Here is a 15,068-nt window from a genome sequence, read left to right on the forward strand (position 1 = left end):
TACAGCTCAGCTAAGGTAAGGCTAATACAGATAAGGACTCCACTGAACCCCACCGATTAAATCGCACCTTCCCTAAAGCCCACCACCACGCCCATCCAGCGGGAAAAATGAACATGCTCTTTGAGTAACATTGCGGCCATCACCAGAGTAAAGAGCGGGGCGGCATAGCTGATGGCGGTGGCATCCGCGAGGGAAATATAAACCAGCGCCAGGTAGTTAAAGTACATGCCGCCGGTGCCGGAAAAACCGCGAATCAGATGACCGAAGACATTTTTAGTTTTAATACTCTGGAGGATGCTGCCCTGAATTTTGAGCCATAACAGCAGTGGGAAGAGGGCGACAAAGGAGCGGAAAAATATCACTTCTCCGGTGGGAATGCTGCCATTTAAGCCTTTTACACATGCCAGCATTAATGTCGCGCACAGCGCTGACATGATCTTTAGCAACACGCCAAGTTTGGCATTCATTCTCTTACCTTATCGATTTCACGGCTTACAGGTTGCTACCAGCACCTACCTTAGAACGCCCGGAAATACAGGTGATAAGATAAATTCCCTCTGGTTGAATCGCGTTTTCTTATCGCTAAGTCCAGGGGATCCATTGTGATGTCGGTCATATAAATTATGTATCCCGCTACAGGGTTTCCCTCTTATACCGTCAAAAACAAAGACCGTATATTCGTGATTACAGGGTCCGCCGTCCCGAAAAAAATTTGGCGATAAACAGCATGTATTCAACGAATTAACACTTTGGGGAAAACAAAGATGACCGCGAAAAAACGCACTGCCGCCGTTCTGCTACCGCTGTTGCTTGCCTGTACCAGCGCGCAGGCGGATCTTCTTTCGGATATCACTGCACGAGGTGATTTGAAATGTGCGGTCTATTCCGATGTGCCGCCGTTTTCCTCGCCGGACGTAAAAACCCGCCAGTTAGCCGGGATGGATGTTGACCTCTGTACTGCGCTTGCGCAGCAGATGGGGCTGAAATTAACCCTCGTGCCGACCTCGGTCGAAGCCCGTATTGCGGTTATCGCCACCGGGCGAGCCGACGTACTTATCGCCAATCTTGCCTACACCAAAACCCGCGGCAACCAGATCCAGTTCAGCGACCCTTACTATGTGGCAAAAGAGATGCTGCTGGTAAAACAAGCCAATGCGGATAAAACCCTGGAAGACTTTAAAGGCAAACGTATCAGCGCCACCAAAGGCACCACCTCTGAACAATCCATCCACCTGAAAGGGGGCAAAGCGGTGACCTTCCAGGATTCCGCATCAGCCTTCCTCGCGCTGGAGCAGAATAAAGTGGTGGGCTTTGTGACCAACACCATGACCGGAATCAAAATGATCTCTCAGGCCAAAAAAGACGGTGTTGAGCTTGCGATGATCAAAGAGCCGATGGCGCTCGAACCCATTGGTATTGGCATGAAACGTGATGAACCTGCGCTGCTGGCCGCCGTCAACAAGGGGCTGAAAACCATGGATGACAATGGCACCATCGATAAAATCTGGGACACCTGGATTGGGCCAAATACCGAATACAAAATGGTGCGCGAAGAGCGCGTCCAGCCCCTGGCAAACCTCAAATTCGAACCGCTGGAATAAATCATGGCGTGGTTAGAGCACCAGGCCGTTGTTTCTCTCGCCGCGGATGTCACGCTCTCCACGATGGGGAGCCGAGCCTGGCTGGTGGAAGCGCCGGGCGATTTTAGCCTGGCCGCCCAGCGGCGTATCTGGTCGCTGGCGCAGAGGCTTTCCCACTGCGATGAGGTCGAATCGCTGATCCCCGGCGTGACCAACCTGCTCGTGCTGCTTAAGCAGACGCCGGAGGACGTCGGGGCCTTTCCCCGTCGCCTGCGCGAATACTGGCAGCAGGCGCAGGAGCTGCACCCGCAGGGGCGGCTCATTGAGATCCCGGTCCATTACGGCGGTGAGCTGGCAAGCGATCTGGAGGCGGTTTGCCGTCACACCGGCCTGCGCCCGGCGGAGGTGATTCGTCGCCATCATCAGGGGCAATACACCGTGGTGGCGTTGGGCAGTGCGCCGGGGTTTGGTTATCTGCATGGCCTCGATCCACTACTTGCCACGCCGCGCAAAAAAGTGCCTTCGCTCAATATGCTTAAAGGCACGGTCACCATTGGCGGGCCGCAGACCGGCGTGTCGGTGCTCACGGGCCCCAACGGCTGGAATGCGATCGGTTATGCCGAGATAGAGGTGTTTGATCCCAACAAAGCAAACCCGGCGCTGATGGCCCCTGGAGACAGCATCCGCTTTTTACCCGAAAGGATTGAACTGTGATTGAGATTGAGCGTACCGGCGCGCTGAACACGGTGCAGGATCTGGGTCGCCGTGGTTTTCGTCATCTGGGTGTCTCGGTGAGCGGCGCCATGGATCCCCTGGCGTTGCGGGCGGGCAATATTCTGCTTGGCAACGACGACAATGCTGCGGCTATTGAGGTGCAGGTTTTTCCGTTGCGGGTGCGCTTTCACAAGAGTACCGCCATTGCGCTGACGGGCGCCGATTGCCGCGCACGGCTGGATGATGTCGATCTGCCGCCCTGGTGGGGCTGTCGTGTGGAAAAGGGGCAGGTGCTGGAGATGCGCTACCCGCGCAGCGGATCACGGGGCTACCTGTGTGTGGCTGACGGAATAAACGTGCCTGAAGTGCTGGGGTCACGCAGTACTGCGCTGCGCGGGAGTTTCGGCGGTTTTGCCGGGCGACCGCTGATGCCCGGCGACAGGCTAACGGCGGGGATGGCTTCACCGGCATCGCTACCGGCCGGAGGGCTGGGTATTGAGCCCCCGGAGCTGGCGATGCGCGAGGTCTTTGCCCCGGCGCAGGAGGCGGTGGTGCCGATCCGTGTGATCCCCTCGGGTGAATACGATTTGTTTGCTGCCGATCATCAGCGTTTCTGGCGTCAGCCCTGGCAAATTTCCCGGCAAAGTAACAGAACCGGCTATCGTCTTTCCGGCGAGCCCATTTTCCCGTCACAAACCATTGAGATGCGCTCTTATGGCCTGATCCCGGGCATCGTGCAGGTGCCGCCTGCCGGGGAACCCATTATTCAACTCAGTGATGCCAACACCGCCGGCGGTTACCCCAAAATCGCCTGCGTGATTGAAGAAGATCTCTGGCGGCTCGGTCAGCTACAGGCCGGGCAGTCCATTTTATTCATCAACAGCGACGCCCGGCAGGCCATTGTTGCCCGCCAGGCGATTGAGCGCTGGCTGGGGCGACTGGGGGATTTTTCCCGCTCCTTCGCCACCATCAACGGGTAACACAAGATGATCAAAATAGATGTGAACGCCGATATGGGCGAGGGCTTTGGCGCGTGGCGCATGTGCGATGACGAGGCGCTGATGCAGGTTGTCTCGTCGGCGAATATCGCCTGTGGATTTCATGCCGGCGACCCGGCAATGATGACCCAGATGGTGCGGCTGGCGAAAGTCCGCGGTGTGGGCATTGGCGCACATCCGGGCCTGCCCGACAAGCAAGGTTTTGGCCGTCGTGAAATGGCGTTCAGTGCCGAGGAAATTTGCCAGCAGGTGGTTTATCAGATTGGCGCCATTACGGCGATCGCCAGAAACGAAGGGGTCAGGGTTTCCCATGTCAGCTTTCATGCGGCGATGGGCAATATGATCAATCGGGATGAAGCCCTTGCGCTGTTGGTGCTACAGGCCATCTATCGCCTTGATCCGACGCTGATTATTTTTTGCCAGGCCGATACAATTATTGAGCGGGCGGCAATAAAAACGGGATTGCCGAGCCTGACGTTGTTCCTTGCCGATCGTGCCTGCGATGCCGCAGGCCGTCTGGTGCCACGAGGTAAACCGGGCGCGGTAATCAAAGAAGAAGGTGCGGTGCGCGGGCGTGTGCGCCAGTTTTTGCAGGAAGGTACGGTGACCACCGTTGAGGGGTATCATCTCCCGGTGCGCGCCCGTTCGATTCTGATCCATAGCGATACGCCAGGATCCCTGGCGCTGGCGAAGATTGTACGCAGCGAGATTGAGGCCTGCGGCGCGGTGGTCGCACCGGCAGCGGAGGTGCTGGCGCAATAGGGTTGTTATGTCCCGGGAAGATCCACCGACAATATTCTGTGAAGCTGATTCATATCCACCGAGAAAAGCTCAATTTCCTGAGAAAGTTTTAGCTGAAAATGGCGGCTGACTTGTAGCCTGTGGGCCAGCCAAAAGCTGGCCGTAGACAGCTTTTGACTACGGGGTGAGGGCATAAACGGATGAACTGCATTTTCCGTTGACAAGCGTCAACACCAGTGTCAGGATAGCATTGTCGGAGGCGAATGAATAAACATCCGAACAAGTATATTCAAGCAGCCATTGAATATGCTTTGAGTAAAGGCTGGGTTTGGGTTTCACCGGGCGGTTCTGCCCACTGCTTTTGCAAACTGCGTTGTGGTAATCCAGAAGGTGAGCACCAGGATCACCAAATGAGCGTATGGTCCACGCCGGGAAATGCGGAGAACCATGCTAAGCAAATCAGGCGCAAAGTAGAGCATTGCCCTTGATTTTGCCCGGTAAGGAGTGGCGACAACCACTTCTTACCGAGTGAATGAATACGCTGAATACTAAATAAAAAAGAGGCATTATGGCGCTTTATAATTTCACTCTGACACTCTCAGGCGTAACCAATGAGGTCGAAGGACTGGAAGATGCGCTGTACGCAAGCGGCTGTGATGATGCGCTGCTGTGCGCATACGGAAACTCTGTATACCTTGAATTCGACCGTGAAGCGGATTCCCTGGATGAGGCTATCGCATCCGCAGTTGAAAATATCGAATCAGCCGGAATCGGCGCTATTGTTGAATCTGTAGATTCTGCCCTTGTCGGTTTGAGCGATATTGCTGAAATGACAGACATGTCCCGCCAGGCGATTACGATGCTGAAAGATGGCACCCGCGGCGGCGGCGACTTCCCTTGCCCTGTTCAACGAATTAAAGGTCAGTCTCCACTTTGGGATTGGGCTAACGTTGCTGAATGGCTGTTAAAGAACGGGCGACTAAAAGCGGGTAGTGAACTGGTTATTAACGCTCGCGTCTTAAGTAAATGGAATCTGGCACTGAGAGCCAGCGCTTCAAAAGACTTTGCAGAAGTTGAATCAATTGCGGCATCACTGATTGAATGCCGCCGTAAAACACGCGCATAACTTTCAATCCCCATGGTATGGCAGGAACAACCTGCCGTGCAGCAGATTGTTCCGCAGAATAATCCTCAGCGACATCCCTCGCAAAACGCCGCCAGCCGCGCACAACCTGTCTGTAAACGTTCCATGCTGGTGGCATAAGACAGGCGGATATAAGGGCTCATGCCGTAGGCCGCACCCGGCACCGATACCACATACTGCTCCTCAATCAGGGCCATCACAAAGTCGGCATCTGAGCCAATCCTGCGGCCACCTGCGCTGGTCTTGCCGATAAAGGCGGCGATATTCACAAACAGATAAAATGCTCCCTGCGGTTTATGGCAGCGCAGTCCTGTTATCTCCGCCAGTTTGCCAAGGACAAAATCACGCCGCTCGCGATAAATTGCCGCCCGCTCTTTTAACAGATCCTGTGGGCCATCAAGCACCGCAACGGCGGCGGCCTGAGCAAGGGTGGCGATGCCCCCGGCGTTCTGGGTATTCACATTACTCATGGCTTTAATCAAGGGCGCAGGGCCACCGCAAAAACCGAGTCGCCAGCCCGTCATCGAGTAGGCTTTTGACACGCCGTTAACCGTCAGAACCCGGTCATATAAGCGGGGTTCCACCTGGGCAATCGTCAGGAATTCGCAGTCGTCATAAAGCAGATGTTCATAAATATCATCGGTCAGGATCCAGATATGCGGATGCGCCAGCATCACATCGGCAATGCCCTGTAACTCACTGCGGCTGGCAACGGAACCGGTCGGGTTACTCGGGTAGTTCAGCAGCAGCCATTTGGTTTTATTGCTTACCGCCGCTGCGATATCCGCAGGCAGCGGTTTAAAGCCGTTTTCTTCATGGCAGGGAACGGGCACCGGTACGGCGCCGGTAAAGCGAACAATATCGGCGTAACTGATCCAGGAAGGGGTGGGGATAATCACTTCGTCCCCGGCATTGAGGGTGGCCAGCATGGCGTTAAAGATAATCTGCCTGGCGCCGCCGGCAGTAATGATTTGGCTTACCGCGTAATCAAGGCCGTTATCGCGTTTGAATTTACGCGCAATCGCCGCCCTCAGCGCGGGTGTACCGTCGATGGGCGGGTAGCGGGTGTCGCCAGCCAGTGCGGCTGCATATGCCGCCTCAATGGCATGGGGCGGGGTCGGGAAATCTGGCTCACCCGTGGAGAGTCCTACAACATCAATTCCCTGCGCGGCAAGGTCACGCGCTTTTTGCGTCATCGCAACAGAAGCTGAGATGGCTATATTTTTAAGTCGATCGGCTATTTCAGGCATATCACAGGTGTTCCGGTAGATTCAGCAAAGACCGCGTGCAAGCACGGCTGGCGTGGGTGTTACCAGAAAAGGATAGGGAAGGGGTCTGGCCGGGAGCTAATACTGCTTTGTTGTGGTGACATAATACAAAGTAATGACTGAATCTGGCGCAGGAACCAGAGTGATGCAAAAACCTGAGGTATTGCACTTTGCTGGTGCGTTTAAAACGCGCATCTGTGCGGCTTTGCCCGTCGGGAACCGCAATTGGGGGCAATAACGCCATAAGTTGCTTATGTGGATAGATAAAAGACGCAGAGTCCAGAACTGGCACATCCATTGCTTTATTGATGATAAAGCCACCAGTGGAGAAAAGTCATGAATCTGCGTCGTCTGAAATATTTCATTAAAATTGTCGATGTGGGCAGTCTGACCCAGGCGGCGGATATTTTACATATTGCTCAGCCCGCGCTTAGCCAACAGCTGGCGACCCTCGAAGGGGAGGTTAATCAGCAACTGCTGATCCGCACCAAACGCGGCGTGACCCCGACCACCGCAGGCAACATTCTCTATACCCATGCGCAGGCGATTATGCGCCAGTGCGCCCAGGCGCAAAGCGCTATTGATCGCTCCGGCATGGAGCTCTGTGGCGATGTTTCCGTCGGGCTGGCTCCCGGCACCGCCGCGCAACAACTGGCTATCCCGCTAATGAAAGAGGTGCAGCGCCTGCATCCTGGCATCGTGCTCTACTTCAATGAGAACTTTGGCACCACCTTAAGCGAGCTCATTATGAACGGGCGAATGGACATGGCGGTGATTTACGATAACCGCAATATTCATGGCCTGCGTTTTATTCCGCTGATGAAAGAGCATCTGTGCTTTGTCTGCCCGAACAGCCTTGAAAAACCGGTCAAGGAGATTGCCCTCGCGGATGTGGCGCGCTATGACCTCTTCCTGCCGCGCATCTATAACATCATGCGCAAGGTGGTGGATGACGCCTTTGTGAAAGAGGGGCTGACTTACAAGGTGGCCTGCGAAATTGAATCGCAAACCACGCTGAACGCCGCCCTGGCCGCAGGTTTGGGATGTACCATCATGCCCGAATCCGCCGCCCGCGCGATGCTGAAAGCCTCTGAGTCGTGGATGGCAAAAATCATTGCCCCGGACGTGCATGCTTCCCTGTCGTTCTGTATCTCGGATCATCTGCCGCTCTCCGAGCCTGCTGAGGCGGTGAAATCTATTTTGTTGTCACTGATGGCCAGCCGCACGCCGGATAACCGTCCGTTGACCCTGGTGAGCTAATAAGTCTGTCTTATTACCGCAAAGCGAAACCCTCTTACGGGCCCGGAGAGTCGCCGGGATAGAGTGAAGAAAGATATTCACCGATGACGTTAGCGGACAGGAAAGACAAAACAGTGACTCTCCAGCAATTAGAGCAGTTGGCGCAGAGCCTGCGCGCCACAACGATTTCGCATATCGCGCTGGCTGGTAAAGACTGGTCAGTACGAATGACCACGTCAGCCACGCCCCCCGTATTGCCGTCGCCGGACGCGACACCGCCTTTAACGCCCGTGCATTCGCCCGCGCCTGGACGGGTTTTCTTGCGCCACCCGCTGCTTGAGCAAAATTTTATCGCGCCGGGCGCACCGGTAAAAACAGGAAATGTGCTGGCGCTTATCAAAATGGGCGTTGCCTATTTACCGGTGCTAAGCCCCGTCTCCGGCAGGCTCATTTCCCTTTCGATTAGCGATGGCGATAGCGTGGAGTTTGCAACACAAATTGCGCAAATTCAAAGTGATAGCCCCGTTCATCCAGGATTATAAGTCACCCTTATCGCCTCAAACCATTTATGTCTTATACCGCAAAGACATTACTGAATAGAGTCGAAAATACGCACTAAATACGACGCGGCGCTGACAGCCGACGTCCTGACAGGAGAGGCAATATGCCATTTTCAGATTATAAAGTCGCTCTGGTAACCGGCGCATCAGCCGGGATGGGTGAAGCCATTGTTGAGCGTTTGTGCAAGGAAGGGATCGTGGTGCATGCGGTCGCCCGCCGCCATGAGCAACTGGCGGCCCTTGCTGACCGTACCGGCTGTATTCCCCATGCGCTGGATGTCGCCGACCTCGACGCCGTGACCCGTTTATGCAGTGAGTTACAGGTCGATATTCTGGTGAACAATGCGGGCGTCTCGCGACCAGGTTCCATTCTGAGCGCCGATGAAGAGGCCATTGATACCCAGGTGGATGTCAACCTGCGTGCGGTGCTGCATCTCTGCCGCCTGGTGGTGCCGGGGATGATGGCCCGCGACCGTGGCCATGTGATTAACATTACCTCGATTGCCGCCATCTACAACTTCAACGGCAATTCTATTTATCACGCCACCAAAGCGGGGGTGCATGCTTTGTCGCGCCAGCTGCGTGTGGACTGCTACGGCAAACGGGTGCGGATCACCGAAATCTGCCCAGGCAGGGTGGCAACGGATATTTTCGGCAATGTCTCCGGCAATCATGAAGAAGCCCATAAGCAATTTATTGATGGCTTTGAGCTGCCGCAGGCAAAAGATATTGCTGACTGCGTGGCCTTTGCCCTCAGCGCGCCTGTTGCGGTGAACATCAGCAACATTGAGGTTCTGCCCACGTTGCAGGTACCGGGTGGGCTGTCCACCATGCGACCAGGCGAAAACCTGGCCTGAGGGGATTAACCGGAGGCTTATGATGGCGCTCGATTTTAGTACCGTGTTAACCGGCAGTTCAGGCGAGATGATCGTGCGTGGCGCGACCATCACCCTGGAGCTGGCGTTGGGCGCCTAGCTGCTGGCGATGTTTATCGCACTCACCTTGCTGGTGATACGCCTGTCGGAAAACCGCATCGCGGTGCGGCTGGTGGCCGCTTACGTCTCTTACCATCGCAATGTGCCCACGCTTATTCAGTTGATGATGTGGTATTTCGCCATTCCAACGCTGCTGCCGGAGTCGGTGCAGATGTGGATCAACGATTTCAACGCTGAGTTTCTGTTTTCGATGTTTGCCCTCGGCTTATGCCAGGCGGCGTACTTCTCGGAAGACATCCGCAGCGGCCTGCGCGCCATTCCTGACGGGCAAAATGAGGCCGCCAGGGCGCTGGGGATGGGCTATATGCGGGCAATGCGCTCGGTGATTTTGCCCCAGGGGATCCGCAATGCGCTGCCTGCGCTTATCAACCACACGGTGCTGCTGTTTAAAAACACCAGTCTGGCGATGGTGATTGGGGTGACGGAGCTGACCTATGTCACCCGGGATATTGAAAACCAGACCTTTCGTACCTTTGAAGCCTACGCGATTGGCACCGCCGGGTATCTGGCGATGTCGCTGCTGTTAATGGGTCTGGGCGCGCTGTTAGGCCGCCACTTTCAACGCGTCTACGCGAGGTAATTACCATGTTTGATGTTTTTACCATTTTGCAGGATCACGGGATGTTGTTCCTGATGGGACAATACCCGAACGGGCCGCTTGGCGGAGTGCTGTGCACGCTGGTTCTCTCACTGCTGGCGGTGGTGCTCTCTTTCCCACTCGGCGTGCTGGTTGGGCTGGCGCGGATCTCCCCCTGGCGCTGGTTAAGCTGGCCCGCAGCCTGCTGGGTGTACACTCTGCGCGGCATTCCGCTGATGATGGTGGTCTTCTGGACATACTTCTGCGTGCCGTTGCTGATCGGGCAAAATATCAGCGGCTTTTCTACCATGCTCTGCACCCTGGTTCTCTATGAGAGCGCCTATATCGCCGAGATTGTGCGCGGCAGCGTTCAGGCTTTGCCATCTGGCCAGTATGAGGCCTCCAGAGCGCTTGGCATGAGCCATCTGAAAACTCTGCGGCTGGTGATTTTACCCCAGGCTTTATTTAATGCTCTGCCCAGCCTGGTCAGCCAACTGGTGTCGATCATCAAAGACAGCACCCTGGGCTATGTGATTAACGTCCCGGAACTGACCTATGCCGCCAACCAGGTCAGCAATCAGCTGTTAACCAAACCCTTTCAGGTCTTCGCCATCGTCGCCCTGAGCTATTACCTCATCTGCTTTAGCCTGACGTGGCTGGCAAACCGACTGGAACGTGGGATCGTCAGCAAGCGGCTCAATACCTCCGCGCCTGCACAGGAAGCCCCCGACGGCGCTGCGTTCTTTGCTAACCGCAATTTCAATAAGGAAACATCATGATCCCGATGATTTTGTTTAACCAGGTCAACAAGTGGTACGGCGAGTACCAGGCGCTGACCAACCTGACTGCTGAAGTGAAAGCGGGTGAAGTGGTGGTGGTGTGCGGCCCCTCGGGTTCAGGCAAATCGACATTGATTCGCACCGTTAACCGTCTGGAGCCCATTGAGCAGGGGCAGATCCTGTTTGACGGCATGGACATTCACGGCAGTAGCACCCGGCTTAATCAACTGCGTACCCGCATTGGTTTCGTGTTCCAGAATTTTAACCTGTTTCCCCATGTCTCCGTGCTGGAGAACATCATGATGTCGCCAGTGAAAGTGCTGGGCATCAAGCGTGCGCAGGCGCGCCAGCATGCCGGGGAACTGCTTGAGCGGGTGGGATTGTCCCACAAGGCGAATGCTTACCCGGCTCAGCTTTCCGGTGGGCAACAGCAGCGTGTAGCTATTGCCCGCGCGCTGGCGATGAAACCGCCCGTCATGCTGTTTGATGAACCCACGTCGGCGCTGGATCCTGAGATGGTGGGGGAGGTTCTGAGCGTCATGCGCTCGCTGGCGCAGGAGGGGATGACGATGATGTGCGTCACTCACGAAATGCATTTTGCCCGCGACGTGGCCGATACCATCTGGTTTATGGATCAGGGGCAAATTCTGGAGAAAGCAACGCCTGAGCAATTTTTCCGGGCGCCGAAGCACCCCCGCGCCCAGCGCTTTTTAAGCGACCTGCGAAACTGAGGCTGGCGCTAACAGGCCTGGGCCGGATCGGCACGCAGGGAAACCGGCGGGCGAAAGAAATCTTCATGCAGCACAACCTGATTTCGCCCGCGTTTTTTCGCCATATAGAGTGCGGCATCTGAGGCGCTGTACAGGGTCTCAAAATCACTGTCTTTTGCCCCAAGGCTGACGCCAAAGCTGGCGGTGACCAGCTGCTGGGGCAGCACATCCAGCGGCGAGGCATTCAGGGAGGAGTGGATATAGCTGGCGATAATCATCGCCTCTTCAATGCGCGCATCCGGCAACAGGATCGTAAACTCTTCACCGCCGACCCGGCCAATGGCGGCGCCTGATGGCAGGGCGCGGCGAATACGCGACACCAGCGCGCAAATAACCCGGTCACCGGTCGGGTGGCCGTATTCATCATTAATACGTTTGAAATGATCGATGTCGAGCAGGATTAGCGCTACGTTGGCCTGGGTCAGCGACTTATTGATTTGATTAATGATTGCGCTGCGGTTATACACCGCGGTCAGAGGATCGTGGGTCGCTTCATACTCGAGCTGGGCGGCCAGCTGCTGTAGCTGTTCGTTCATCCGGTTGAGTTCACGCTCGGCGCGATCGCTGCGGGTGATCAGGCGGTAGGATTCGCGGATCAGGCGCTGATAGTGTTTCGCCACCGTCCACAATTTCTCGCGGCAGTCATCGGCGGGAAGGTGGGCGTTCGCAGTCGCCAGTCGGGCATCTTCGAGTACGCTATATTCATCCTTGAAAAGCTCGTTAATATCTAGCATTCGTTGAGATCCGCGATGAGAAAGACAGCCAGAGAAGTGAAGTCGATACGTAACTCTTCACCGAATTCCTCGGAAATATCGTCTTCTGCGTCGTAGTACCAGTAAAGCTCACAGTGGGTGCCGTTTTTGGCGAAACCGTTCAGGCATTCAAACAGCTCAAACAGCATCTTGGTGCTGGAGCTATTAAAGTAACTCAGCGCAACGTGGAGCCGGACGGGCTCGCTGGCGGCCGGTTTATTCTGCAGCCAGCTTTCGATCGCCTGTAACAGCGGGCGGAAAAACGCGGCGGCATTCTCAGGCCAGGCTTCACCCTTCAGGACCAGACGCTGCGATGAAAAATCGAAATTCACTTCTGGCGTGGCCTGGGTGGCGGCCAGCTCAATGGAAGAGGTCAGTGTCATTTCAGTCATGGCAAAAAGTCGCCTTTAGATGAAAGGCGGACAGGGAGCTGGCCGCCAGGGGATGAATGCGATACTCCAGCGGTGCGTTGGTATCCCGCGCCATGGTTAACAAACCGATATTGGCCCCTTTACTGGTCGGCGGAGCGTCGTTACGCAGACCCTGTTTCCAGGCATCACGAATTTGTGCCTGGGTCATGGTGCGCAACACTTCAAGGTTTGTTTGCAGCAGTGAGGATTCTTCCGGACCGACCAGGTTGGCGGTTTCGAGATAATAGTTCATGTGATCGGTATGAAAACACAGGGAACCAAAGCGTAACTCATCCTGGCCGGTGCACATAAAACGCTCGTCAGAGGAGTAGCGCACAATATTCTGCCCCATCTCAATAAAGACGGAGAACAGTTTGCGGCGGGTTACCGATGAGGTTTCATGCTTATCCAGCCAACTGCGGATCACGCCGCCCATCGATACTATGTGCTGCTGTGAAAAATATCCGGTGTAAAAAAGCTCCACGGCGCTTTGGCGCTGGAGCGTAAAAAGGGGTAACAGAACGGCTTCTTTGACCTGCAGGTCGCTTATTTTCATGGTGTTCATCGCCAGCTAAAACCAAACCACGTCATATCATCACGAGAGGGTTGCTTGCCCTGCCATTCGGTTAAGGCGCGCTCAAGCGCTGCGGAAACCGTCGGCATCGGCAGCCCACGCTGCTCGCTTAACAATGACTGAATACGTTTTTTTCCAAACATAATGTCGCGTGCGCCGCCAATTTGATCCGTCACGCCATCGGTAACCAGCAGCAACAGATCGCCGGAGCGTAACGGGCGCTGATGGCGATGCCACTGATAATCGGCAGGGGTATCGGTGTAGCCAATGCCCTTTCTGTCGCTCTCCAGGGTATAGACGTCTTCATCATCCACGCCGAGCATAAAGGCATGCATGCGGGCGCTGGACCAGATGAGCTGCTCATTACGTGTATCGACAAACAGGACGATGGCGTCGCAACCATCATTGGACTGACCGGCGTCCGCCGTCGGGTGCACCTGGCTCAGGGTCTGCTTGATATAGTCATTGATCACCGCAAGCAGACGTTCAGGCTCATCTGCCGGGGCCAGACTGAGCGCTTTTTCCAGTGCGGAAGCGAAGATAAAAGTCATAAAGGCGCCGGGGACGCCGTGACCGGTACAGTCTGCAAGCACCAGCAACCAGCCGTTTTCGCAAGGCTGAAAGGCGTAGATATCGCCCCCGACGCAATCACGCGGGTGCCAGTACAGGCACCAGTCGGTGAGGGTTTGTTCAATGCTCTGGCGGGAACGACTTAACATCGACTCCTGGATAACCCTCGCATACTCAATGCTTTGCATAATTTGCTGGTGCTGCTTTGCTTGCAGGTCAGAGACTGTGCGAATCAAATCCAGACCCAGGCCAATGCCGATGTACTGACTCTCTTCGGTCAGAATAAAGCCTTCAGTGATGGCTTTATCCCCGGTCTCAATCACCCGTTCAGCGAGGAAATCCAGGCTGGCGCTGGCATCAACAATCAGCGGCGTTTTATCCATAAACGCGATGCAGCTTTTCAGATCATAGAGTTCATGGAAGAACGGACGGCTCATCTGCGAGAGAAAAATATGTCGGTTGATCATGCCGATCGGTCTGTTTTGCTCAAGAACCGGCAGGCCAATCAGTGACTTATGTTCATTGAACAACGCCATCACCTGAATATTATTGGCATCCGCAGTAACGTGAGGAACTGCAATACGCAGAACGCTGGCATTAAGCTGTCGCGATGAGAGAGGTAAGTCCATGATTCTGCTATCGTCCCACAATAAGAATAATCTTAGGATAAAGACTGATTGTTGCGTTTTTATTTCAATGGCTTACAGATAATCACTACGAGATATTATTGTTCCCAAAGGCAAACTTTGGCCGCATTGCACAGGCAAAAAAAAAGCCCGCACTAAGTGGCGGGCAAATAATACTGGAAGCAATGTGAGCAATGTCGTACCAAATACCTGAGTGATTCACTCAACTATTCGGTAATGAGAAAGATAATCTTTATCATCTAAGTTATCAACCCCAAATTTAGTGCAACATTTAAAAAAGTTTGTATGGGGAGGAGTAGTGCGGTTTTCCCTTTCCCCCTGGGGCTGAGGATCCTCACTAATATCATGTTTTTCAGCGAAAATATGGCGTTATGAGAATAAAACAGCAACAGCGATGACCCTAACCGGCTGAAAATCGACGAAGCGTATCCGTAAGGCCGGGGCGCCGCGCATGGACGCGCGGCGAGGGCGGATTTACAGGGAGGTTACCTCCGCCCGTCCCCGATTAGCCTGAAGGAGTATGCTGAGTGTACCGCGTCAGCGGCGATTTTCTTAGCCAGAGCCCGGGTCGCCAGGGCGGTGGCGCTTGAACTGCCCTGGCACGTTCACCGGTTGTGTGGCAACAGAGAAGCACTGAACATGAGGTGAACGGGATAACCACTACAGCTGTATGTTTCCCCTCACCCTAACCCTTGTATGTTTAAAGTCACTTCAGTTACCCGCCACCAGGCGGGTACACTGCTACCGTGT

Annotated in this window: 16 protein-coding genes and 2 pseudogenes; 12 read left to right on the forward strand and 6 right to left on the reverse strand. The window is 54.9% G+C overall.

The genetic code is table 11. The features are described from left to right. Nucleotides 1-74 precede the first annotated feature (74 nt). Nucleotides 75-467, reverse strand: a pseudogene (locus ACSZO4_RS20440) (DMT family transporter); the annotation flags it as partial. A gap of 297 nt (nucleotides 468-764) precedes the next feature. Between ACSZO4_RS20440 and ACSZO4_RS20445 the strand changes: the two are divergent. From ACSZO4_RS20445 to ACSZO4_RS20470, 6 genes are all read left to right on the forward strand, one after another. Beyond that, nucleotides 765-1,601 carry a transporter substrate-binding domain-containing protein gene (locus ACSZO4_RS20445; protein WP_437890917.1) on the forward strand — a complete coding sequence of 279 codons (837 nt, stop codon included), beginning with the start codon at nucleotides 765-767 and terminating at the stop codon, nucleotides 1,599-1,601. A gap of 3 nt (nucleotides 1,602-1,604) precedes the next feature. Continuing rightward, nucleotides 1,605-2,294: a 5-oxoprolinase subunit PxpB gene (gene pxpB, locus ACSZO4_RS20450; RefSeq protein ID WP_437890918.1), complete on the forward strand. Its 690-nt coding sequence runs from the start codon at nucleotides 1,605-1,607 to the stop codon at nucleotides 2,292-2,294. Then, nucleotides 2,291-3,274 carry a biotin-dependent carboxyltransferase family protein gene (locus ACSZO4_RS20455; protein ID WP_437890919.1) on the forward strand — a complete coding sequence of 328 codons (984 nt, stop codon included), beginning with the start codon at nucleotides 2,291-2,293 and terminating at the stop codon, nucleotides 3,272-3,274. The genes pxpB and ACSZO4_RS20455 overlap by 4 nt, the downstream gene beginning before the upstream one ends. Nucleotides 3,275-3,283: 9 nt before the next feature. Beyond that, nucleotides 3,284-4,054 carry a 5-oxoprolinase subunit PxpA gene (locus ACSZO4_RS20460; RefSeq protein WP_437890932.1) on the forward strand — a complete coding sequence of 257 codons (771 nt, stop codon included), beginning with the start codon at nucleotides 3,284-3,286 and terminating at the stop codon, nucleotides 4,052-4,054. A 242-nt stretch (nucleotides 4,055-4,296) separates the two neighbouring features. Further along, nucleotides 4,297-4,521 (forward strand): hypothetical protein, encoded by a 225-nt coding sequence (locus ACSZO4_RS20465; RefSeq protein WP_437890920.1) that lies wholly within the window; start codon nucleotides 4,297-4,299, stop codon nucleotides 4,519-4,521. Between the two features lie 80 nt (nucleotides 4,522-4,601). After that, nucleotides 4,602-5,159 carry a helix-turn-helix transcriptional regulator gene (locus ACSZO4_RS20470; protein ID WP_437890921.1) on the forward strand — a complete coding sequence of 186 codons (558 nt, stop codon included), beginning with the start codon at nucleotides 4,602-4,604 and terminating at the stop codon, nucleotides 5,157-5,159. A 65-nt stretch (nucleotides 5,160-5,224) separates the two neighbouring features. Here ACSZO4_RS20470 and ACSZO4_RS20475 read toward each other — a convergent pair whose 3' ends face one another. Continuing rightward, nucleotides 5,225-6,427 (reverse strand): pyridoxal phosphate-dependent aminotransferase, encoded by a 1,203-nt coding sequence (locus ACSZO4_RS20475; RefSeq protein ID WP_437890922.1) that lies wholly within the window; start codon nucleotides 6,425-6,427, stop codon nucleotides 5,225-5,227. A gap of 354 nt (nucleotides 6,428-6,781) precedes the next feature. On the opposite strand from ACSZO4_RS20475, the gene nac reads away from it, so the two are divergent. The 6 genes and pseudogenes from nac (at nucleotide 6,782) to ACSZO4_RS20505 (ending at nucleotide 11,326) form a co-directional block, all read left to right on the forward strand. After that, nucleotides 6,782-7,705: a nitrogen assimilation transcriptional regulator NAC gene (gene nac, locus ACSZO4_RS20480; RefSeq protein ID WP_437890923.1), complete on the forward strand. Its 924-nt coding sequence runs from the start codon at nucleotides 6,782-6,784 to the stop codon at nucleotides 7,703-7,705. A gap of 113 nt (nucleotides 7,706-7,818) precedes the next feature. Further along, complete coding sequence (locus ACSZO4_RS20485; protein WP_437890924.1) at nucleotides 7,819-8,226, forward strand: acetyl-CoA carboxylase biotin carboxyl carrier protein; 408 nt, start codon at nucleotides 7,819-7,821, stop codon at nucleotides 8,224-8,226. A gap of 122 nt (nucleotides 8,227-8,348) precedes the next feature. Next, nucleotides 8,349-9,101, forward strand: a complete 753-nt coding sequence (locus ACSZO4_RS20490; RefSeq protein WP_437890925.1) for an SDR family oxidoreductase — start codon at nucleotides 8,349-8,351, stop codon at nucleotides 9,099-9,101. A gap of 22 nt (nucleotides 9,102-9,123) precedes the next feature. Further along, nucleotides 9,124-9,819 (forward strand): annotated as a pseudogene (locus ACSZO4_RS20495) (amino acid ABC transporter permease). A 5-nt stretch (nucleotides 9,820-9,824) separates the two neighbouring features. Beyond that, the gene (locus tag ACSZO4_RS20500) at nucleotides 9,825-10,595 is read left to right on the forward strand and encodes an amino acid ABC transporter permease (protein WP_437890926.1); all 771 of its coding nucleotides are present in this window, start codon (nucleotides 9,825-9,827) and stop codon (nucleotides 10,593-10,595) included. Continuing rightward, the gene (locus ACSZO4_RS20505) at nucleotides 10,592-11,326 is read left to right on the forward strand and encodes an amino acid ABC transporter ATP-binding protein (protein ID WP_437890927.1); all 735 of its coding nucleotides are present in this window, start codon (nucleotides 10,592-10,594) and stop codon (nucleotides 11,324-11,326) included. Before ACSZO4_RS20500 ends, ACSZO4_RS20505 begins: the two co-directional genes overlap by 4 nt. Before the next feature lie 8 nt (nucleotides 11,327-11,334). On the opposite strand, the gene ACSZO4_RS20510 is transcribed toward ACSZO4_RS20505, so the two are convergent. The 4 genes from ACSZO4_RS20510 to ACSZO4_RS20525 are packed head-to-tail and all read right to left on the reverse strand — an operon-like array spanning nucleotide 11,335 to nucleotide 14,300. After that, entirely contained in the window at nucleotides 11,335-12,099 is a 765-nt protein-coding gene (locus ACSZO4_RS20510; protein ID WP_437890928.1) for a GGDEF domain-containing protein, read from the reverse strand. Further along, entirely contained in the window at nucleotides 12,093-12,509 is a 417-nt protein-coding gene (locus tag ACSZO4_RS20515) for a DUF1987 domain-containing protein (RefSeq protein WP_437890929.1), read from the reverse strand. The genes ACSZO4_RS20510 and ACSZO4_RS20515 overlap by 7 nt, the downstream gene beginning before the upstream one ends. Further along, the gene (locus ACSZO4_RS20520) at nucleotides 12,502-13,083 is read right to left on the reverse strand and encodes a SiaB family protein kinase (RefSeq protein WP_437890930.1); all 582 of its coding nucleotides are present in this window, start codon (nucleotides 13,081-13,083) and stop codon (nucleotides 12,502-12,504) included. The genes ACSZO4_RS20515 and ACSZO4_RS20520 overlap by 8 nt, the downstream gene beginning before the upstream one ends. Before the next feature lie 5 nt (nucleotides 13,084-13,088). After that, complete coding sequence (locus ACSZO4_RS20525; RefSeq protein ID WP_437890931.1) at nucleotides 13,089-14,300, reverse strand: SpoIIE family protein phosphatase; 1,212 nt, start codon at nucleotides 14,298-14,300, stop codon at nucleotides 13,089-13,091. Between the last annotated feature and the right edge of the window lie 768 nt (nucleotides 14,301-15,068).

Source organism: Phytobacter sp. V91 (assembly GCF_965644225.1).
Classification (GTDB): Bacteria; Pseudomonadota; Gammaproteobacteria; order Enterobacterales; family Enterobacteriaceae; genus CBFFRJ01.